Annotated in this window: 17 protein-coding genes; 7 read left to right on the plus strand and 10 right to left on the minus strand. The window is 51.5% G+C overall.

Features of this window, described 5'->3' with window-relative positions; translation table 11 throughout:
• Position 1 precedes the first annotated feature (1 nt).
• Positions 2 to 1,390 (minus strand): cytosine permease, encoded by a 1,389-nt coding sequence (locus ACRYA2_RS23100; RefSeq protein ID WP_433633496.1) that lies wholly within the window; start codon positions 1,388 to 1,390, stop codon positions 2 to 4.
• Positions 1,391 to 1,555: 165 nt separating this feature from the next.
• On the opposite strand from ACRYA2_RS23100, the gene ACRYA2_RS23105 reads away from it, so the two are divergent.
• The 3 genes from ACRYA2_RS23105 (at position 1,556) to ACRYA2_RS23115 (ending at position 5,331) form a co-directional block, all read left to right on the plus strand.
• Positions 1,556 to 2,803 (plus strand): Zn-dependent hydrolase, encoded by a 1,248-nt coding sequence (locus ACRYA2_RS23105; protein WP_433633598.1) that lies wholly within the window; start codon positions 1,556 to 1,558, stop codon positions 2,801 to 2,803.
• Entirely contained in the window at positions 2,800 to 3,837 is a 1,038-nt protein-coding gene (locus ACRYA2_RS23110; protein WP_433633498.1) for an LLM class flavin-dependent oxidoreductase, read from the plus strand. The genes ACRYA2_RS23105 and ACRYA2_RS23110 overlap by 4 nt, the downstream gene beginning before the upstream one ends.
• Before the next feature lie 111 nt (positions 3,838 to 3,948).
• Positions 3,949 to 5,331, plus strand: coding sequence for a dihydroorotase (locus ACRYA2_RS23115; protein WP_433633500.1), 1,383 nt, complete (start codon positions 3,949 to 3,951; stop codon positions 5,329 to 5,331).
• Positions 5,332 to 6,539: 1,208 nt separating this feature from the next.
• Here ACRYA2_RS23115 and ACRYA2_RS23120 read toward each other — a convergent pair.
• A complete protein-coding gene (locus ACRYA2_RS23120; RefSeq protein ID WP_433633502.1) occupies positions 6,540 to 7,151 on the minus strand; it encodes a hypothetical protein in 612 nt (203 codons plus the stop codon).
• 135 nt (positions 7,152 to 7,286) lie between these two features.
• Here ACRYA2_RS23120 and ACRYA2_RS23125 point away from each other — a divergent pair, with 135 nt between their 5' ends.
• Together ACRYA2_RS23125 and ACRYA2_RS23130 are read left to right on the plus strand one after the other, a co-directional pair.
• Positions 7,287 to 7,730: a hypothetical protein gene (locus ACRYA2_RS23125; protein WP_433633504.1), complete on the plus strand. Its 444-nt coding sequence runs from the start codon at positions 7,287 to 7,289 to the stop codon at positions 7,728 to 7,730.
• Positions 7,731 to 8,190: 460 nt separating this feature from the next.
• Positions 8,191 to 9,474, plus strand: coding sequence for a Cdc6/Cdc18 family protein (locus tag ACRYA2_RS23130; protein WP_433633506.1), 1,284 nt, complete (start codon positions 8,191 to 8,193; stop codon positions 9,472 to 9,474).
• A 265-nt stretch (positions 9,475 to 9,739) separates the two neighbouring features.
• On the opposite strand, the gene ACRYA2_RS23135 is transcribed toward ACRYA2_RS23130, so the two are convergent.
• Together ACRYA2_RS23135 and ACRYA2_RS23140 are read right to left on the minus strand one after the other, a co-directional pair.
• Positions 9,740 to 10,435, minus strand: coding sequence for a hypothetical protein (locus ACRYA2_RS23135; protein WP_433633508.1), 696 nt, complete (start codon positions 10,433 to 10,435; stop codon positions 9,740 to 9,742).
• Positions 10,432 to 11,106: a MarR family transcriptional regulator gene (locus tag ACRYA2_RS23140; protein WP_433633510.1), complete on the minus strand. Its 675-nt coding sequence runs from the start codon at positions 11,104 to 11,106 to the stop codon at positions 10,432 to 10,434. Before ACRYA2_RS23140 ends, ACRYA2_RS23135 begins: the two co-directional genes overlap by 4 nt.
• Positions 11,107 to 11,759: 653 nt before the next feature.
• Here ACRYA2_RS23140 and ACRYA2_RS23145 point away from each other — a divergent pair.
• Positions 11,760 to 12,632 (plus strand): ParA family protein, encoded by an 873-nt coding sequence (locus ACRYA2_RS23145; RefSeq protein ID WP_433633512.1) that lies wholly within the window; start codon positions 11,760 to 11,762, stop codon positions 12,630 to 12,632.
• Positions 12,625 to 13,089: a DUF7970 domain-containing protein gene (locus ACRYA2_RS23150; protein ID WP_433633514.1), complete on the plus strand. Its 465-nt coding sequence runs from the start codon at positions 12,625 to 12,627 to the stop codon at positions 13,087 to 13,089. Before ACRYA2_RS23145 ends, ACRYA2_RS23150 begins: the two co-directional genes overlap by 8 nt.
• A 656-nt stretch (positions 13,090 to 13,745) precedes the next feature.
• On the opposite strand, the gene ACRYA2_RS23155 is transcribed toward ACRYA2_RS23150, so the two are convergent.
• From ACRYA2_RS23155 to ACRYA2_RS23180, 6 genes are all read right to left on the minus strand, one after another.
• On the minus strand, positions 13,746 to 14,966 hold the full coding sequence (locus tag ACRYA2_RS23155) for a CaiB/BaiF CoA transferase family protein (RefSeq protein ID WP_433633516.1): 1,221 nt from the start codon (positions 14,964 to 14,966) through the stop codon (positions 13,746 to 13,748).
• 540 nt (positions 14,967 to 15,506) lie between these two features.
• A complete protein-coding gene (locus ACRYA2_RS23160; RefSeq protein ID WP_433633518.1) occupies positions 15,507 to 16,661 on the minus strand; it encodes a thiolase C-terminal domain-containing protein in 1,155 nt (384 codons plus the stop codon).
• A 71-nt stretch (positions 16,662 to 16,732) separates the two neighbouring features.
• Positions 16,733 to 17,914 (minus strand): ABC transporter ATP-binding protein, encoded by a 1,182-nt coding sequence (locus tag ACRYA2_RS23165; RefSeq protein WP_433633520.1) that lies wholly within the window; start codon positions 17,912 to 17,914, stop codon positions 16,733 to 16,735.
• 76 nt (positions 17,915 to 17,990) lie between these two features.
• The gene (locus tag ACRYA2_RS23170; RefSeq protein ID WP_433633522.1) at positions 17,991 to 18,890 is read right to left on the minus strand and encodes a carbohydrate ABC transporter permease; all 900 of its coding nucleotides are present in this window, start codon (positions 18,888 to 18,890) and stop codon (positions 17,991 to 17,993) included.
• Positions 18,887 to 19,852 carry a carbohydrate ABC transporter permease gene (locus ACRYA2_RS23175; RefSeq protein ID WP_433633524.1) on the minus strand — a complete coding sequence of 322 codons (966 nt, stop codon included), beginning with the start codon at positions 19,850 to 19,852 and terminating at the stop codon, positions 18,887 to 18,889. Before ACRYA2_RS23175 ends, ACRYA2_RS23170 begins: the two co-directional genes overlap by 4 nt.
• A 42-nt stretch (positions 19,853 to 19,894) precedes the next feature.
• The gene (locus tag ACRYA2_RS23180) at positions 19,895 to 21,319 is read right to left on the minus strand and encodes an extracellular solute-binding protein (protein WP_433633526.1); all 1,425 of its coding nucleotides are present in this window, start codon (positions 21,317 to 21,319) and stop codon (positions 19,895 to 19,897) included.
• Positions 21,320 to 21,407: the final 88 nt, after the last annotated feature.

Here is a 21,407-nt window from a genome sequence, read left to right on the forward strand (position 1 = left end):
GCTAATCGCTGCTCTCGATAGATGCGGATGAAGTACTCGAAAATGTCTTCGTCATATATTTATCAAATTTGTTGTATTTGAGTATTGAATAGGAAAGAACACTAAGGGGTAGTCCAATCATCCAAGAGATGCTGAGAAACGGAATACTCGCTATCGATCCGATAAGCACGCTCACAACTGCTGCAGCGGAAATTCCTCGAACAAACCAGAATTTTGAGCCTCGCTCAGTAGAGTACAAGGACGTAAGGTCCGTGTCGCGTTTTCTAACAATCCAATAATCAGCCATCAAAACGCCGAGTGCAGGCCCTAAGAAGATCGAGTAGACATTGATGAAAGTGAAGAATATTCCACTTGAGAAGAGGTACCAGGGGAACGAGATAACAGAGAGTGCGCTTGTAAGGATTACTCCTTGTTTCCATGAGAGGCCAAGAGAGTCCTGAAAAACGTGAGTAGGAGGAAGAATATTAAGCGTGAGATTTGTGGAAACTTGCGCTCCTAATACGAATAGGAGCATTGCGCTGCCAATAATGGGGTTGGGTGCCACAATCATGATCGCCTCAATCGGATTTGCATTCCCTGTGGAAACACCAAAAACAAGCCCGACAAGGAGCATAAACATCATCGGGGGTGCGATACCAAGTAGATGGCCAATGACATGGTTTCGAGAGCCGCCCTTTTCTTTGAGATGGCGACTGAGGTCTGAGGCATTCAGTGCTCCGGTAATGATGAATCCGACCGCTGCAGAGATAGTTGCAAAGAATTGCATACCCCAGGATCCAGGATGATTGATCACGTCCGAAGGAATTTGTTGTGTAGTGAGGACTATATAGACGGTATATGATAGTAAGAGTCCGAGTACGCCGGCTGCTATTGAATCAAACCATTTGATGGAAGTCACGCCATTTAGAGCTAACCCGACGTTCAGAATCAAGAAAAGTACAAAGTACAGCCAGACGTTGCCAAATCCCCATAATGATGTAGTGATCGTCTGGATGGCTAGAGCGCCGATCCAATTTCCAATTCCCAGCCACGCAATTGCAGGTATAATTCGTAAGTAGTTAGGGATAACTGCGCCACGAATGCCGAAGGCAGAGCGTGTTTGAACAACAAATGGAATGCCTTTTTCGTAACCCGGGAACCCATTCAAAATGAAGAATAGTGTTACAATACCGGTCCCGATCGCGATTGCTACCCCTGCTTGGAGGAGATTCAAATTGCCGTGGGGATAGACGGCGAAGAATGCGACAGCAAAAGCTTGGACAATAATTAGCGAGGACCACCAGACTGGGATGTAATGGAGAAGCCCCATTGTTCGCTCGCTTGCAGGGATCGGATTTAGTCCCTCTAAGTCTGTGTTGTTCCCCGGATTATCTTGCGTTTGGTTGCTCATGTATCGCTCACCGTGTTTCTTGACAGCATATTCCACGGCATGACATACACGTATTTAGTCCTAGGGGTAGTAATAGTACGCTGTGTATTATTAGGATTAAAATTAGTATTCTGTATCTCTATGCTTGGAGAAGATTTAATAATGTTTGTGTTGGCATCAATGGTTATGGTCATCGAATTAGACCGAGACAGATTTATAGAAACGATGGAGGAGCAAGCTCAGATTGGTGCTACGGAGAACAACGGATTACATCGGTTGACGCTTTCAGACGAAGACAAAGAGATACGAGATTGGTTCTACGATCAGATGGAAGCGGAAGGGCTGGACATTCGTATAGATGAATTCGGGAATATGTTTGGACGACGTGAAGGAAGTGATTCAGAAAAAGGGGCTCTACTAATTGGATCCCATCTTGATTCCCAGCCGTACGGTGGTATCTATGATGGAGCTCTCGGAGTCATTGGGGCTCTTGAATTTATTCGGACCCTCAATGACGAAGGGATTCAGACCAAACATCCGATTGAGATCGTTAACTGGACAAATGAAGAAGGGTCGCGATATCAGCCTGCCATGCAAGGAAGCGGCGTTTGGGCTGGCGTCCATGATATAGATAACGAATACAAGAAGACTGACGAGGAGGGGAATCAGTTTGAGAATGAATTAGAACGAATTGGATATAAGGGAGAGGTTCCAGCGGAACCAACTGAGAACTACGAAGGCTATCTTGAACTTCATATCGAACAGGGTCCCTACTTAGCAGAACAAGAGAAAGACGTTGGGATAGTCTCGGGTATTGTTGGGTTTACATGGGGTGCAATTACGTACTATGGAGAAGCCGATCATACTGGTCCAACTCCGATGCGTTATCGGAACGATGCTCTCGTTGGAGCTGCTGATGTGATCACACAAATACGGCGAATTCCGAGCATGCTGGGGGAGCGGACAGTAGGATCAACAGGATATGTAGACGCTCAGCCAAATTCCATCAATACGATTCCAGGTGAAGTAACATTTACATGGGGATTTCGAGATCCAGACGATGAAGTTGTACAGGAGGCTTTCGATCGAGTGTTATTTGAAGCGGAAGCAGCGGCAGATCGTGAGGGACTTGATTGGGAATGGGAAGAGCGAATGCGTGCTTCGTCGGTCGACTTTGCGCAGAACAATGTCGAAGCGATATCGCGGGCAGCTGACAAACTCGGTTATGACGCCATGAAGATCTTCAGTGGTGCGGGCCATGACGCAACTCACACTGCTGATATTATGGATACTGCAATGGTCTTTGCGGTGAGTGAGAACGGAAAAAGCCATACGGAAGAGGAGTTCACTAGCTGGGATCATTGTTACAAAGCGGCGAATACACTCGCAAGCGCCGGTCTTGATCTTGCACAAGAAATGGAGGTGGAATCATGAGTGAACCTGAATTTGGCCGGGTTGGTATTTGGAATTGGGAACGCAAAGATATTAAAGATGAATTACATTACGCCCAGTATGCTGAGCAGAAGGGATTGGATTCAATTTGGCAAGGCGAATCTCGACTGGTTCGAGATGCGATGACGATTATGGGTGCGTACACGCAGGTAACGGATGACATAGATATTGCGCCCGGAGTTACGAACTGTTATACGCGAAACGTTGCCTTGATGGCTCAAACGTTTTCAACGCTGGACGAGCTCTCTGAAGGCCGTATGAAGCTTGGAATTGGGGCGTGGTGGGATCCCTTATCTGAGAAAGTTGGGATCGAGAGAGAAAATCCTCTGCGACGAATGTGGGAGTACTGTACCGTTGTTAGTGACTTGCTTGATCTAGAGAACGTAACTTACGAGGGAGAAACTCTTAGCGTAGAAGATATCGAGCTTGATCTTGTCCGTTCGGAGGCTTCCCCTCGTGATGTCCCAATTTACATCGGTGCTACTGGCCCGACCATGCATAAACTGACGGGTGAATTGGTTGGTAAAGGGATTGCTGGAGGCGTGTTTATGAATTATCTTATTCCGCCAGAACACAATGAGACTGGGATGGAAAAGCTCCAGGAGGGCGTTGAAAAGCAGGGAGGATCAATCGAAGATGTTGATCGGCCTCAATTGATTGCTGTCTCTATGGATGAGGATAAGCAGGCTGCTATTGACGAGGCTCGCGGTTTGGTGACACAGTATATTGGACAGCAGCCACATATCAAGAAGGCGTCTGGAATTGCTCCAGAATTGGGCGACGAAGTCGAAGATGAATTAGGGAGTTGGCCGGCCAGTGCGGAAGATGTCGAGCGGGCTAGTAGGCTTGTTGATGATGATATTGTAACAAATGTTGTAGCAGCGGGTACGCCTAGAGAGGTAGTTGACCGTGTCCAAGATTACTGTGATGCTGGGTGTACTGAACCGGTCCTCTATTCGTTAGGTGATAACGTAGAGGAAGTCATTGACGTTTTCTCCGAGTACAAACGAGTCTAATCCCTAACCCACCTATCGGTGGTGGATAGCATCCGTATTTTCGCCGTATCATCAGAACATTTTTCATCTATTTTCCATAACCTTTTTATGATATTTAGTGGTAATGAAACCATGCCAGTTGATACCATTATCAGGGGAGGTACGCTTGTTACGCCAACTGGAGAGACAAATGCCAGTATCGCAATCGACCGTGGAGAGATCGTGAATATCGGAAGCGAGCGGACGCTCCCCGAAGCGTCTGAGACTATCGATGCATCAGGGTTGCTAGTAATGCCTGGGGCCGTGGATCCCCATGTTCACGTTGACGATATGTTTTCTGTGGATAGCTATGAGACTGCAACCGCAGCCGCTGCAGCAGGAGGGATTACATCTTATATCGATTTTGCATGGCAAGCCTGGGTTGGAGAGTTAGGGATTTGGGACGAAGAAAGCAGTCTGCTTGAGGGTGTGAAACGAAAACAAAGGAAAGGAGAGGAGGCATTAATAGATTATAGTTTACACGGGGCTTTGACGAGAGAGGATCCGTCCGTCTTCGATGAGATCTCAGATGTCGTTGACGCTGGAGTGACTTCTTTTAAAATGTTTACCGCCTACGAACATGGCCTCTCAAATGGATTCATGAATCTAGCCATGCAACATATCGCTGACGAAGATGCAGTTGGTGTTTGCCATACAGAAGATCCTTCTATTTGCGATACACTCACTGATCAATTTCAGGAGGAGGGAAAAGGCGACGCCAAATGGTATCCTAAATCTCGGCCTGATTATGCCGAAGCGATGGCAGCAGAAGATGCCATTCGAATGGCTCTTGAAGCAGGAATGAAATATTATGGAATACATACTACTTGTCGGAAATCAGCCGACATTCTCGATCATTTCCAGAATGACGGTAGTTTAGTACGGGCAGAAACCTGCACACATTATTGTACGCTTGACGATTCGGTCTATGAAGAGATGGGCAATCTGCCGATGATAGCTCCACCGATTCGGAAAGAAGATGATATTGAGTCGATGTTTGAACATCTTCAAAATGGCTGTCTAAGCGTCGTCTCGACTGACCACTGCGCCTACCGCCTAGATCAGAAGCAAACTGAAAACTGGTGGGACAGTGCATTCGGCGCGAACGCGCTTCAAGTGAGTCTTCCTATCTTTTATGATGAAGCTGTGAACAGAAGAGGATTCTCAGCACCTTTTGTCGTACAGATGATGTCGACTAACCCTGCCCATACCTTTGGCCTCTCTCAAAAAGGCACGCTCGAACCCGGTACTGACGCGGATCTTGTCTTGCTCGACCCACAAGAATCGTACACAATTACCGCTGACGATAACCTATGCAAATCTGACTTTTCTATTTACGAGGATCGTGAAGTGACAGGACGCGTGAAGAAAACATTCGTTAGAGGAAAGCTGATAGCCGATGACGGGGAAATCGTTGGCGAGCCGGGATATGGCCAATTCATAGACCGAGAAATTCCAGATTGGGATCAGACTTAAGTGCGAATAGACATCACTAAGTTAGTTTCAATTTCATAATGGAATAGGATGAGCGCGCCACATAGAAATTAAAATTATCTCATCAAGCCCCTGTCTGCAAAAGTACGGGAGGATTTGAAAGCAGACGATGGATGCGCGTCTGCTTGGGCAAAACGTGACAGGCGGACGTACCTGAGGCAGTCTATTTGTGCGACGGTACCACGGCACAACCAAGTAGTGAGGGGATGCACAAATCAGTTGTGATCAGACAGAATCATCTGTCACAAACTACAAGCTAACATACTCTCTAGTTCATTCCAGTAAATTCGCTTGATTAGCTCTCGTCATGAGAGAGCTCGATTACACTGCTAAGATGGGCAGCAAGCAGTGTTTCGAAAGTCCCGGCTTGTTCAGGCATGAGAGAATCTTCCTAAAGCAAGCGTGGTGACGATGCTCCAGTAGCTTGTCTGCATTCTTCGTAGCGAGAAGTCATCATGAAGCACTAACACGGCCCACCTATCTGCTTGCCTTACAAGGATGGGTGACGATGATCGGGTTATTGGCACAAGGGAAAAACCAGACAGCGTGATAGCTTGGGGCTTGGGGTGAGATGACTGATACTGTTCACGCTATCCGGTTTTACGGCGACTGCATTCCACTGTTTGATAGCGATAGTTAAAGCAGTAATCCAACCAAGGCAAAAGTAGAACCTCGTTTCCAGTCGGATTTGAGAGGATTGGAGAGGCAAAGACGAAGTAAGAGATAGAGAGGTTAGTATATGGAACTAACAAAGCAGCTGAATCGATAACTCCATTTGGCGCTAGACGAGGCAGTCGAGACCCGAATTCGAGGTAGACAACAGACAGATATTAGAGGGCCGGCTTGCACTCAGTAAGAATCCTAAACGGATGAATTCCGCCAGGAGGTCGAAGACCCGAGTAACGGATTGAAAGCTGACCCAATTCAGATTGGGCTCTGAGCTCAAAGTGTACTTCTAACAGGGCGTGTTTTGGGGCGGCCGCAGAAGTGCGTCTGAAAGCAGACGCTGGATGGGCGTCTACTCGGAGACAGTACTGACAGACGGATGTTCCTCGGCTTGGTTGTGCAACGGTGCCACGGCACTACTAGCTGTGGACAAGAGGCCATATACCGATCATGATTAGACAGATCCGACTGTCAGAAACAGAAAGCGCTACGGTTTAGAATAGGATGGCTCACCAGGTGATGGATTAATTCTCGGCCAGTGAGTCGTCAAGTGCATCGTCGAGGCCATCGGCAAGCGACTCCCGAAGAGAGTCCTCTTGGTCAGGGTCAGCAAGCGCGTCTTCGAAGCGCTGCCGGTAGCGATGATCCACGTCCTCAGCGGCATGCTCAGCGCGAACAACGCGTCGATATTTCCGGACCGTACTCGTGCTCACAGCAAGCCTGTCCGCAATCTCGGCTGTCGACATCTCGTCATCGAGCAATGCACGGAGTCGATCGACGTCAAACGGAGCGTCAAAGTCTCTATCACGGAACAGCTGCAGATGGATACGCGCTCGCGCGACTGATTTGTCTCGACTTGCATTTCCTAATTCGCGCGCGATTGCTGTGTCCGAGTAGTCGTCGAAGTACAGCTGAACGAGATCTACCAGTTCAGCTGTCGACAGTGAGGTTTGGAACTCATATGCTGCCTGCATCTCCTGGATAATCTCGCGAAGCGTCTCATCCACGGCGGAGTCCTGTTGGAGTGTCCCGTGGGATTCCTGCTGTTCTTCGGTGACGGTTGATTCGTCAGTGATATCCTGAAAGATTTCGCGCAATCGCTCAGTTTGGTCGCTTCCAGCCTCAGTTTTCGTCATTCAGTCTGGGATTACTAGCTGCTGCTCGCATATCACCCTGTCGCTTAGACGTCTCGGAGCTGCTATGGTGGTGATTGCGTACTCAGCCAAAATTGAGCCAAGGATTCATTAGTTAGTATAGGATACTAACCCACAATGGCGAACCAAATCAAGCAATCCGGCGATGGGCTTGCACTCCAAACCACGAAGCCGGCCCGGACGGCGGGACTCGTCGAGGAAGATGAGGATGGGAACCCAGAGCGGCAGGCCGACGTCCGCGTGTTTGCGTTCGATGGGCTGCTCCTCCTCACGGATGTTGACCGTGTTGACGATGATGATGTGGCGGAGTTGGCGGCGACGGCTGCTCGCGATACGTCGTCACTGCATCGGGTGATGGATACCTCGATTCAGATTGCCGGCAATGGATATCAGGTTCAGCTTCCCCCGGCCAAAGACGCTGGGTTTCGCGTCGGCGATCAGCCGGCCTGTACGGCCGCCCCGAACATGCTTGTGCTCGCGGACGGCGAGTCGGAGCGGTTGGCGGCGGATCTTGAGACGATTCGACGAGAGCAGTTTGCTATCGCGGACAACGAAGGTTAGCATGTTATACTAACTGTTCTACCTACGATTTCGGCTCACTCTCACACAGCGGTTTTCCTGAGTCCAGTCATGGAGAAGGCTAGTAGAAGATCATCCGTTCTTTCTTCTATATATAAAATAGTGTCACCATGATTGCTTTTAACTCAAGAAAACCGCTGTCAGACGTATCGATGTATGGCGATTTCGAATGAAACCAGAACAGGATACTACTACTACTAACACAATAGTTAAATAGTATAATAATAGGCTTCGCTCATCGAGATGAAGCGGACCTTCTTTCCCTCCTGTGATTAACTCGGGAAAACTGCTGTGAGATCCGGTACTTGATCAGATCACACCCCTTCTTTGTGTGGCTAACTCAGGAAAACTGCTGTGTGAGAGGTATGCTTCTCCGCCAACTCAGGAAACTAAGGAAACTCGGGAAAGGTTAATGGGGCTGGAACCGACAATACAACCTATCATGGATGACGTTGATTCAATCTTCGCCGATGATGTCGAACTGATCAAAAACGCAGACGTACTCGAAGAAGACTACACGCCCGAACAAATAATTTGTCGAGACGACGTTCTTGAACAATACACAAGCGTCTTTAAACCGATTTACAAAGGTCGTCCTCCACAAAACGCCTTTCTCTACGGAGACACAGGCGTTGGAAAGACAGCTGCGACAAAGTACCTCCGAAAAAACCTCGAACAAGACATCGAACAGAAGAACGAACAGCTCTCTGAATCCGAGCAAATCTCGCTCAATATCATCTGGATCAATTGCGAGAACTTCACTACTGGAGACCACAAAACTTCATCCTATCAAGTCGCAGTCGGCATCGTCAATCGACTTCGAAGTCAAGGCAACCGCATTACCGGCACTGGCTACGCCCCGCAGGACGTCTATGATATCATGTACGAGGAGCTCGACAAACTCGATGGAACAGCCCTCGTGATTTTAGACGAAGTCGACAAAATCGGGAACGACGATACACTCCTCTACGAACTCCCCCGTGCCCGAGACATCGGCTACGTCGAAAACGTCCGAGTCGGCGTCATCGGCATCAGTAACGACTACACCTTCCGCAAGAATCTCTCACCGAAAGTGAAAGACAGCCTATGCGAAACCGAAATCAAGTTCCCGGCATACGACGCCGCAGAACTCGGAAAAATCCTCAGGACACGGGCCGAATCGGCGCTCTACGACGACGCATACACCACGGAAACCGTCAACTTGTGTTCCGCACTCGCGTATCAGGAAGCATCAGGAAGTGCTCGACGAGCGATTCGCCTCCTGCGTCGATCCGCAGAAATCGCAGAGGAAGACGGATCACAGCAGGTCGAAGAGACCCACATCCGGCAAGCTGACAAGGACCTCGAGTATGGGAATATCGTCGAATCGCTCGTCGACCAAGACGACGAGAAACTCTATATTCTAAAGGCAATCGCCCATCTCGACGAGGCAGGCCTAACTCCAGCTCGGACGCGCACCATACATACAGCCTACTCCCGTGTCGTTGACTCCTACAATACAAAGCGCGGCAAAGATCCACTTACCCAGCGAGGAATGTTCAACCACCTCTCGAAACTCGTGATGTTCGGCTTCGTCAACACCATCGATCACAACAAAGGCGTTGGGGGCGGACAGTGGAACGAACACGAATTCAGTGACGATGTTGTCCCCCAGAAAGTAAAGGACGCTTTCGACGACCGGAATCTCCAATGGACCAATATTGATGTTCGCGGCATCACTGAATAACTCAGGAAAACCGCTGTGGGCCGACCAACGAAACGTCATCAAAGCAGGAAACCCCGCCCTCAACGAATCGACGCCAGTTGCGGAGTAGGTAGGATAATTCACTTGTCCTGTAGAAGGGGCGGGGTAATACAGTATCATGGAAGTCGAAAATTACGACGGAAATGTGGAGCGAGGATAGTTTCTCGGGTACTCTTACTGCATTACGTCCGATCTGTTTCCTCCGACATTGTGTGGTTTTGTTGATCTACGGACTCTAGGATGCCGCTTAGCTTAGCCGCTCTATTTGGTTAGATAAATAGTGCTGGAGTCTCGCAACTGTTTCCGATGAGACTACTGACGCTCCGAAGTCACTACGATATCCGTGCTTGAGGTCCTCGCTCTCCAAAATATTTGATCCACGCTCGAGCTGCTCCCGAAGTGCCTCCTCATCTCCACGATGTAAGTGAGGTGTTACGGTTTCCAAATTGATCTCTTCGGCAACTGCAAGGACGTCTCGGAGATCTGTCTCACGGCCACTGTGGAGCTTTGCTGCCACAAGCACAGCTCCATCGATGACTCTAGCGGTCGTTGCCGCTGTCCCACCGGTTACCTCCTGTTCTCGGCTATGATCGTGCAAATAGTCGAACGACCACTGGGACTCAGTTTGGCGACACCCCAGTCCATTCACTAGTAGATCAAAGCCGATCGGTTGCTGGGGAGTGAGTCGCTTTTCGTACTCAATAACTTCCGTGTCATAGAACCACTGCTTCGTGTGGCTATCCGTCTTCTCGAATTCATGCGCCTCAAGAAACGTCACGAACTCTGCCTTTGTGTCTGGTGCAACGACGATATCGAGGTCCGTCGAGAAGCGGGCATTGAATGCAGACACTGCATAGCCGCCGACAAGAACGTACTGATAGTCGTTCTCGTTAAGTTCCTCAAGGAGTTCGATAAGTGCGTCACTTCGATTATTGAAGCTCATGGCTGGCCTCGCTCACTCTCTCGATAGGCAACATCCAGATCAATATCACTGTACATGCGGTCGAGCATCGCAAGGCCTGACTGGAACTGCGCATAGTGCTCGCGCATGTAGCTGATTGTTTCCTCCCGAGGAACTACCGGATAGCCCTCGACGTATTCAATATCGAGCGACGGTTGTGGATCAAGAACGATCTGCAGCGGCCCACCGAGCTCTTCCCTAGGCAGGCGTTCGAATGCTGTTGGGAGGCTGAACGACTCGAAGAATCCCTCCCACGCTTCGACGTCTTCCTCGCGAACTGCCAGGAACAACGGATAGTCATCGGGATCGCGGCTAACCTGATACCCACCCTGGGTCCATACGTAGACAGCATCAATTCGAGTAAACGCGAACGGCCAGTCGCCGAACTGGGGGATTACATATGCTTCGTCGATCGATGGCGGACTGACGCCAGCACTTGCAGCCACGAGCTCGCGTGCCGCGTCTCGAACATTGTTATCCGTGACAACAAGGCCATCGTCGTAGGTGACGAACCCTGCGTCTTCGAGTCGATTGACGGCTTGACGTACAGTCTCGTATGGTGTATGAAGGTATTGAGCAACCTGACGAATGGAGTCGCCACTCTCGAGGGTAAGGAGAACTTGCGCCGCCGTGTCATCGAGGACCTCGTACATCTAGTAGTTACCAATAATCGGGGAACAACCAAAAGTCTTACCTAAATATACTACCCGAGCGCTCACCGTACAGCCCGTCCGTAAATTGAGATCCTCATGAAACGCCGATTTCCCTCGACTGTAAGGATAAGAGTCCATTCTTGTTCTCTGGCCTATTGTACGGCTGTGTCCGAATTAGAAGTGTAGACATCGCTAACGCTCAGTTAGTGAGATTTCTTGCTTAACGTATTAGTATTGACTCCCCGATTAGCATTCCGAGAATAATGTGCGAATCGGAGATAATCTACAAAATGTAGATTTTGTACACTAGGCAGATTATGTGGACTAGGGTAGTGGAGCCGTAGTGGTGTGAGTGACGAGAATAATGTACAAAATCTACATTCTGTATATTGGGTAGATTCTATAGATTAGGGTTTGTAAAAACTGAGATGACGCGAGTAACGCGAATTATGTACAAAATCTGCATTTTGTATATTGTGGGCGATATTTGTCTGACGTAGAATTAAGGGGACTCATGAAGACGAATCGACTATGGTTCAGACAAAACCTAGATTATCCAAAAAACCCACCGAAGGTGGAGAATCTCCACAATTGTGGAAATTTGGATTATCTACATTATGTGGATTGTCTGCTACAGCTGGAGGGTCGTGCCAATGAGCGCAAGCGAGTTCGATGGTCTTCCTGGTGTGGCCGTCTCGCTACTCAAGGGTGGAGTAGGCAAGTCGACAATTGCGCTCAACATCGCAGATCGACTTTCTGAACGAGGCCATGAGACCGTTTTGATCGATTTGGACAAAGACGGTCACATGACTACCCAATTAGGATATGATGAAGCATATGACCGCGAGACCAATCTCGGCGACGCGCTTATCGATGGTGAAGACCCCCAGAAACTTCTTCTCGAGACCGACTTCGGAGTCAGCCTCCTTCCGTCCAGTGACGAGTTAGAGAATATTGAGACACGACTGAAAGACGAGCGGTTTGCAGATGTAAAACTCCGACGAAACGTCGTTGAACCACTTATTGACGATGGATACGATTATGTCGTCATCGACGCCGCCGGTGGTCGTGGTAAACTCTCAGATAATGCGCTTATCGCTCTCCAAAAGGTAATCATCCCCTTAATTCCCCGCGCAGGATCAATTAATGGACTAAATAAAATGATCGAACGGCAGATCTCCCCGATCCGTGAAAACATCGGATTAGATATTCTCGCCGTCACGCCAAACATGATTCGTGAAACGATGAGCCAACATAATGAACATCGTACGCTACTCGAGAATCTTAATCGAGAGTTTGGATCCTTTGTCCCGGAGTACGCTCGAGTCGATCCAGACGTGTTTGACGCTCTCGATGATCGAAATCAGACCGTTGAGTCTATCCCGAAGCCAGGAATCCGGGAGCGTACAGCTATTTCACGGGCTTTTAAGCAAGGAATGCCTGTCTCAGCGTTCGATGATGAGTGTGATCAGATCCCGAATTTCGACCATTTAGCTGACCTTGTGGAGGAACAGAGCAATGCCTGACGAAGACGACCGATTCGGCGATGTCGCTGAACAGCTCAAACAAACGGAAGCTGACAGAGATGACGAAACTGATGCGGTGGACGACACAACATCGTCCAGTGAAGCAGTTAACAAAGCAGATCAGGACCCGTCCTCGACTGAAGGCCAAGACGATTTGGATGACTCAAATGACGGTGGCCCAGCATTTTCGTTTGATGAGACGGACATGCATGGATTCTATGTTCGAGATGAGACATGGCGGCAGATTACGCGGATGCGTTCATCGGTAACCGCGGCGTGCTCGATGTTCGATGTTTCGGAGTTTGAAGGACGAGAATTCCAAGACGCGTGTCTTCAAGTTATTGCTGACCATGGTGATGAAGTTGCACTCCAAATCCTTCGTGAACGCGGTATTGAGGCTGATAAAGAGCAAGTACAGGAAATTGTCGAAATGCTCAGTAAACGAGCAACCGAATAACTATATTCTATTTCATCTATTATGAATACAACTACAAGATAATCTGAATTACGTACAAAATGCAGATTGTGAAGATATCGTGGATTATTTGGACAATATGGAATACTCTACCTGATCAGATAATAAAGAAAATTTTTGATGGAGGTGATGCTCACCATACCGAAATCTCAATAGAATTCCAGAGGCCTTGATAAACCAGTATTCGCGATATGGAGTTATCGTATCTCGGAAGTTGAGACAGGTCCTCTCAATGCATGGGCTAGAAGTCCATCGGTAGACCCGTCCGCACTCCGATCGCGTAGAATCATTGAGGGGACTAGATCATGGCTTCGGCCCGAGTGCGAAACCCTAATGGATGCATCGCACTCGTGAAGAACAAAGGGCCAGGCGATAACAAATACTGGGATCGAAAGTTCGCACGCGCGAAATATCATGTGACAACCATCTCGAGACCGACAGCAGCCTGTCATCGGTGTTCATCGGTCTCCCCACGATTCGTGTAATCGACCATTCTCGTTTTTCGTCGTTTCTTTCCAACATCACGGTGGTATCCCATCGAACCGAATCGCAGGATTCGCCGGTATCGTGAGGGCGAATCCGGTGATGTGGGGCAAGCGAATATAACTATTCACTTGTTATCGATCTGCCTCGTGCTCCTAGGATAGGTCTTGGCGATCGGTTTCCCCGAAGACACTCTGACGCGCCAGCTCGTCGATCTCCCGTTCACTGTACCCAATTTCCTTGAGTACCGTCCGCGTATCCTCGCCGAGTTTCGGAGGTGGCGATTCGAATCCGCTATCGGCACGCGCAAAGTTGAGTGGGTGTTCGATGACCGGGATTTCTCCTCGACTCGAATCGTCCATCGTTTGCACAGTCTCTCGAGCAGCTACCTGTTCGTTCGAAAGCGCCGCCTCAACGTCGACAACTGGGGCAGCTGGAACGCCTGCTTCCTCGGTGAGAATCGATAACCATTCATCGGTCGTCCGCTGTTCCAACGTCGCTTCGAGTTCGGCTTCGAGTGCCGTCATGTGTTCAACTCGATCTGCGTTCGTTTCGAAGCGAGTGTCTGCAACCAAATCTGGGCGGTCGATAGCTTCACAAAGCTGCCGCCAGAGTTTTTGGTTGAGACAAGCGATATTGATGAATCCGTCAGCCGTTTCGAACGTCTGGTACGGTGCAAGAACCGGGTCTTTCGTCCCCATACGCGACGGCGATTCTCCGGCGAACACCTTGCCGGCCTGTTTCGTGAGCCACGGTAAGGTTGCGTCAAGCATCCCGAGTTCAATGCGATCTCCCTCGCCGATCTGTTCGCGACGATAGAGTGCATTCATGATACCAAATGCAGCCCACATAGCCGTGATCAAATCTGTCATCGGAAGGCCAACCTTGGCGGGTCGGCCGTCTGGATCGCCGGTGACGCTCATGATGCCACTCATTCCCTGTATTAGGAGGTCGTAGCCAGGACGTTTGCTCCATGGACCGGATTCGCCGAACGCCGAGATAGTGCAGTACACGATATCCGAACAATGGTCGCGAACGGTTTCGTAATCGACACCCAATTTTTCGGCGGTACCAGGACGGAAGTTTTGAATGACGACGTCGGCCTCGCTCGCTATATCGTAGAATGCCTCTCTCCCTGCGTCCTTTTTCAGGTTGAGTTCAATACTCTTTTTGTCGTAGTTCACTGTCCAGAAGTACGGCGACTCCTCGTCGATGAACGGAGGACCGGAATGACGATTGTCATCACCGACGTCCGGACGTTCGATCTTGATGACTTCTGCTCCTTGGTTCGAAAGCATCAACGAACAGAATCCACCCGTGACGAACGTTGTCAGGTCGAGCACCGTTACGTCGTCGAGTATCTTATTCATTGACATGGATTCTTTCTGTTACTGGTGAATTCGTGGCCGATTATTGGTTCGCGAACGAGTACCACATTCGACGATCAGTCGTCTGTAATCACATACGAGCGGTTCATCGTTGGTCGTCGGGCGACGTTGGCGCAGCCGGTTAGTGCCAGTGGCATCTTCGGGTTCGGTCATGAATGCGTTTCTCCGGTTGAATCTATTCCGTCTGCAGGGACTAAGCACGGCCCTACTGTCGTTTCGTCACGGTCATCGCGAAGGGTGAAGCTTCCTTTGAGCTCGACGATGTCACCAATCGCTGGTGACTCCTCGTCGGCGGGTAGTTGTGCGATAACGTGAACGTCGTCGAACTCCGCCAATCCTAATCGATTCTTGTCGCGAACATTCGGCGGTGTGACACGGGAGATAGTACTGGCGACGAGTTCACCCGTTCCGAGCCGCCAGTCGCCAAATCGTGTCGAACCGCAGTTCGGACAGCAATGACGGTCGTAGTACCATCGTCTGTCACATTCTTTACATTCAAATCCGTACCGTAATCGAGTGTTGGCATCATCACTCATTGTATCGTTGAAGTATTGTACAGACGCTGTTGTTGCCGAATCCGGCGACGTTCAGTCCGAGTCCCGTTTCGGCATTCGACACCTGTCGATCGGTAGCTTGATCGCTGAGTTGCCACGTGAGTTCGACCAGTTGTGCAACACCGGTCGCCCCGAGAGGATGCCCTCGCGCTTTCAATCCTCCTCCCGGATTCACTGGAAGTGAGCCATCGCGTCGCGTTGTGCCTGACAGCGTGGCTTCCCACGCCGTTCCACGTTCGCAAAACCCTAACTCCTCGAGTTCGAGCAGTTCGAGGATCGTGAATGCGTCATGTAGGCACGCCACGTCGACCTCCGTCGGCCCGACGTCAGCGTGTTCGAACGCTCGTTCACCGGCTAATCGAACGCTGTCGATTTGTAGGGGATCCTCTCGTTCGGCGACAGCGTGGGTATCGGTCGCGCTGGCGGCGCTTGCGACGATCACATCGTTGTCCGATGGCGTTTTTCGGGCGAGTACGAGCGCAGCCGATCCGTCGCTCATCGGACAGCAGTCGTACAATCGGAGTGGATCGGCGACGAGCGGTGAGTCCATCACGTCTTGAACCGAAACGCGTCGCTGAAACTGAGCGTACGGATTTCTGGCACCGTTGGCGTGATTTTTCATCGCGATGGCGGTCAGGGCGTCACGCGGAGCGTCGTACCGTCGCAGATACGTGTCAGCCGCCAGCGCCGCGAACGACGGTAACGTGAGTCCCTGTGCTTGCTCTCGTTCGTGGAGTATTCGCCCGAGAATCTCCGTCGCGTCGTTCGTTTCCGCTGCCGACATCTTCTCGACGCCGACGATGAGCGCGACGTCCGACTGACCGCTGGAGATAGCTTCGTAGCCACGGAGGAACGCGCTCGCACCGCTCGCACTTGTGTTTTCGATGCGATCCGCACTGGCGCCGTGCACGCCCAAACTCGCGACGATCGCGTTCGCAAGGCCCGACCGTTGGTTGAACTCTTCGGCCGCCATGTTACCGACGTGAACCGAAGTAACCGCATCCGTTTCGTAGTCGGCATCCCGCAGCGCACGTTCGGCTGCATGCTCCATCAGTTCGTGGATTGAAACGGTTGCATCGGTCTGAAACGTCGTCATTCCAGCCCCGACTATAGCGATTTGTTGGTTCACGTTCGTTCGCCTCCAACGGGTCTCGGCGAGCAATGCGTCGGCATGGTGGGCGATCGAATCATGTCGGGGCGCTAATCGTCACCCGCAGTACCGGTCGCGGTATCACTTGCGGTCATATCGACATCCTGGCCGATTCGAGCGATAGTCCACCCCGCTTCGCGGTCGAACACGTATCCGCTCATCCGATCGAGGCGAACTCCAACGGTCGTCCCTTCGTCGAACGCCTTCGTATCGGATTCGACGACGCGAATTTCGCCGACATTCGAGTCAAGATAACAGAGGCTGTTCTCGCCCATCGGTTCGATGAATTCGAGTTCGGCGTCGAAGCCACCCTGTCCCTCGGGGACAAGCGACAGCGCCTGCGGTCGAAATCCAACGTCAACGACGTTTCCTGTTCGGTCGTCCCAGTTACTCCGAGACTTTCGTTCGGCGTCGGCGGCATCGTCCCGCACTGTAAGGTCGACATCGCTCGCACCCAGTTCGACTGTGCAGATCTCGCCGTCGGTTTCCGCGGTCCATATGTTCATCTCAGGCATCCCGACGAACGTCGCGACGAATCGGTTGTTGGGTTCGTTGTACACCTCGTTCGGCGTCCCCAACTGTTCGATCTCACCGTCGCTCATCACGGCGATCCAGTCGGAGAGCATCATCGCCTCCTCCTGGCTGTGAGTGACGTAGACGACCGTCTGCTCGGTCTGTTCGACGACTCGCTTCAGCTCCTTTCGCATTCGAACTTTCAGCTTCTCGTCCAACCCCGTCATGGGTTCGTCCATGAGGAACGCCCGCGGTTCCCTGACGATGGCACGAGCGATTGCTATCCGTTGCCGTTGTCCACCAGATAGCTCGGCGGGGTGTTTCTCAATCAGTTCCTCCACTTCGACGATCTCGGCGACTTCACGGGCCCGTTCGTATCGCTCTTCTTTCGGAACGCCCCGTACCTTGAGCGGATACGCGATGTTGTCGATACACCGCATGTGGGGATAGAGCGCGATCTCCTGAAAGACCATGCTCACGTCTCGCTCCTGGGCTGGAACGTCGGTCACCCGATCGTCGTCGAAGTACACCTCGCCGTCCGTCGGCGATTCCAGCCCCGCGACACAACGGAGCGTCGTCGACTTTCCGCATCCCGACGGGCCAAGGAGCGTCAGGAACTCCCCATCCGGAATGCGAAGCGACGAATCCTCGACGGCTATCTCCTCACCGTTCGGTACCTGGTACACTTTCCGCAGGTTTTCTACCTTTATCTCTGACATTGTTCGGTGGTCTCCTGGTATCTCTGCCGAAATTGGTTAGCGAGCAACGCGACCGTACTGTGTCGACCGACGGGTGTCATCCGAGCCCTCCAACGCTGAACCCGCGGAGCAGGTAGCTCTGTAGGAAGTACACCAACAGGAACGCCGGCAACGCCATCATGACCGCAGCGCTCATGATGAGTCCCCAGTGAACCGCCTGCTGTTCGATGAACCCGAGCATCCCGATGGGAAGTGTCTTCATCGGTTCCTGCGTGAGCAGGAGATTGGCGAAGGTGAAATCGCTCCACGAGATGGCGAACGAGAAGATGGCCACCGAGATGATTCCCGGGAGTGCCATCGGAATGGCGACGTCGCGCATCGCGCGTAGTCGTCCAGCGCCGTACACCCATGCGCTCTCCTCGTAGGAGATCGGCACCGTCTGGAAGAACTTCCACATGAGCCAGATGTCAAACGGGAGGGCGTGAGCGGTGTGCGCGAGGATGATCCCCGGATAGCTGTTCAGCAGGCTCAGGTTCCGCCAGATCATGAACATCGGCAGTCCGATGAGCAGCGGCGGAAACATGTACGAGAACAGCACCGACTGCGCCATCCGCTCCTTTCCCGGGAACGAAAATCGGGTGAGCGAGTAGCCGGCGAGGGTTGCGGAGACGACGCTGAGGATCATCGTCCCCAGGGCCGCGATGATGCTGTTCAGATAGAATCGGATGAACGACGTCTGTGTGAACAGGTTCTGGAAGTTCTCCAACGTCGGATGGTGTGGGACGAACAGGAACGTGTGGGAGAACAGTTCTAGTTCCGGCTGGAGCGACGCCTTCAACATCACATACGTCGGGAATCCAATGACGAGAACCGTGACGAACACGAGGAAGCGGAAGAACCACTTCGAAAGCGTCCGCTGGGTCTCGTACGGCACTCGCTTGACGTAGTAGTCGATCGTTCGCTCAATGATGGATGTGTTCCGTGTTTGCGTACTCATTCGACTCGCACCTCCTGTGAGGGGTTGAACTTGGTGAAGTAGACGATGGCTCCGACGACGAGCGTGAAGAACAGCGTCGACGCAATGGCGAGCGACTCGCCGAGGTGCCACTGATTGAACGCGACACGATACGCGTACACCGGGAGCGTCGTGGTGGCAGAACTCGGCCCGCCGCGGGTCATGATCCAGATGATGTCGAACTTGTTAAACATCCAGATGCCGCGAAGCAGGACGACGAGGATGATCATTCCTTTCAGGTTCGGGAGTGTGATATCCCGGAAACGTTGCCAGGCGTTGGCCCCGTTCACCCGTGCAGCGTCGTAGTATCCCTCTGGAATGGCCTCCAGCCGTGCCAGTGCCATCATCACGACGAAGATCGACCACTTCCAGCTCGCCGCCACGATGAGCGCGTACATGGCGAGGTCGGCATTGCCGAGGTAGTTGATTGGTTCGTTGATGAGCCCGAGTTGCAGTGGGACGAGGTTGAAGACGCCATAGTTGGGATCCATCATCCACGAGAATACTAGGCCGACGACGATAACGGGAATGAGATACGGGAGTAGCACTACGGCGCGTGCGAAGGCGTTACCGCGAAACGACCGGCGCAATATCAACGCGAACGCGACGCCGACGATTATCTGTAATACTACAGATCCAAACCCGAAGATGACGCTCTTTACGGTCGCCGACCAGTAGAGTCCGTCTGCAGTGAAAAGGTGGACGTAGTTAGAAACGCCCGCCCACTCCCACACTGGGTTGAACGAGTTGATGGTGAAGAAACTGCCCGCGAGCGCCCATAGGATCGGAAACACGGCGATGAACACGAACAGGGCCATCACCGGGAAGAGACTCCCATATCCGAGAACGACTTCGTTTTCGAGCAGTTCTGCGATGCGATTCCGAACGACGTCGTACTGGCGTTCGATACCCAAGTTTCGTGCAATCGAGGAGGTGACGCTCACGCTGTTCACCTCCGGTCGATCTGATGTACCATCCCGATCATACTAACCCTGGTCAAAGCTCTTGATGATGCTACGTGCTTTCTTTCCGGCTTGGTCAACGGCTTGGTCGGCGTTTTTGTCCTCATAGAGGTAGTTGTACAGCATACTCCCGAACACTCCTTCGGAGAAGACCGGAGAGGCGAGCGCGTTGTTTGGCTCCGTCTCGCCGACGAGTGTTTTCGCCGAATCGACCATTTCGACGACGTGGTCGATTTCGATGTGCTTGTTCGGACGAACCCACTTGTCGATGAATTCGTTGTCGAGGAACTTCTTGTCCTTGACTGCTTTCGGGAACGGTGGTAAGTTGTGCAACGGTGCGATGTGAAGCAGTTCGTACAGCGGTTCGGGTCGGGACATGAACTTGACGAACTCGCGGGCACCTTCCTTGTTCTTCGCGTCTTCGAACATAACCCATCCTTCGGAGAATGCCTGATGTGTCCTCTCCGCCTTTTTGGGTGGGTGCATTAGTCCGGTATCTTTCGCCACTTTCTTGTTGTTTTCGACGGCCTGCTGTAGTGGACGTGCACCGAAATACTTCGTCTCGTGAGCCTGCTCCGACCAGTAGGACTCAATCTGTTGGTCGTACGCGTAGCCGCTGCCGTTGATCGAGTACTTGTTGAGTTTCTTTATGTACTCTAAAACTTCCTTGGACTTTTTCCGATTTTCGCCTTTATCCATAACCACTTCGACGTTCCCGTTGTTACGCTCGAAGATGGAGCCACCGTTTTGGAACATGTGGTCGATATAGTACTCAGTGCTCATGAGCGACTGCGCCGCCGGCACCACGGTGCCACGGCGGTTGCTCTTCTTGTCGATGGCTTTCACACCCTCTAAGAACTCGTCCCAAGTAGGATTTCGGGGGGGCGTTCCCGCGTGCTCTTTCCACGTGTTTACGCGGTACCAATCCATCGTCATGTTGACCCAGATCGGCACCACATATTGTTTTCCTTTCAACTTGAACAGGAAGTCGTCGTTGAACTTGTACCCGTACTTCTTCTCCATCCACTGCGCCTCGTCGCTCAAGTCGGCGAGGACGCCCTGAAGTGCCAATCCTCCGCCTTTCTCCGGTGCCGTCGTCGTTAACTCGGGCGGATCTCCCGTCTGCAGGAGCTTCGAAATGCGAGCCGACTGGCTTGATCCGACACCGACGAACTCCAGTTTGACGCCGTATCCCGTTTCATCCCGGAATTTCTGTGCCCACTTCTTGTAGTAATTCTTGAACGACGTGCTGTTCTCGGCCGAGAGGAAGTGGACGTCCCCCTTCTTTCCCTTAATTTCTTGAGCATTGTTCGACGAGTTATTATTCTTGCCTTGGGAGCCGCTGTTCATGCCGAAGTCACCGAGGCATCCCGCGGTACTCGCCAATGCGGCAGCTACACCTGTCCGTCGGATGAACTTACGTCTGGATTTCATGTGCTGCGTGTCCACATATCGCGTGTTGTCCGTGCTTCTTAACTATTTTGTATCTATTCGATCATAATTGTTACAATCGGAATGTAATTTAGCTAACGGTATA

Source organism: Halomicrococcus pelagicus (assembly GCF_050954125.1).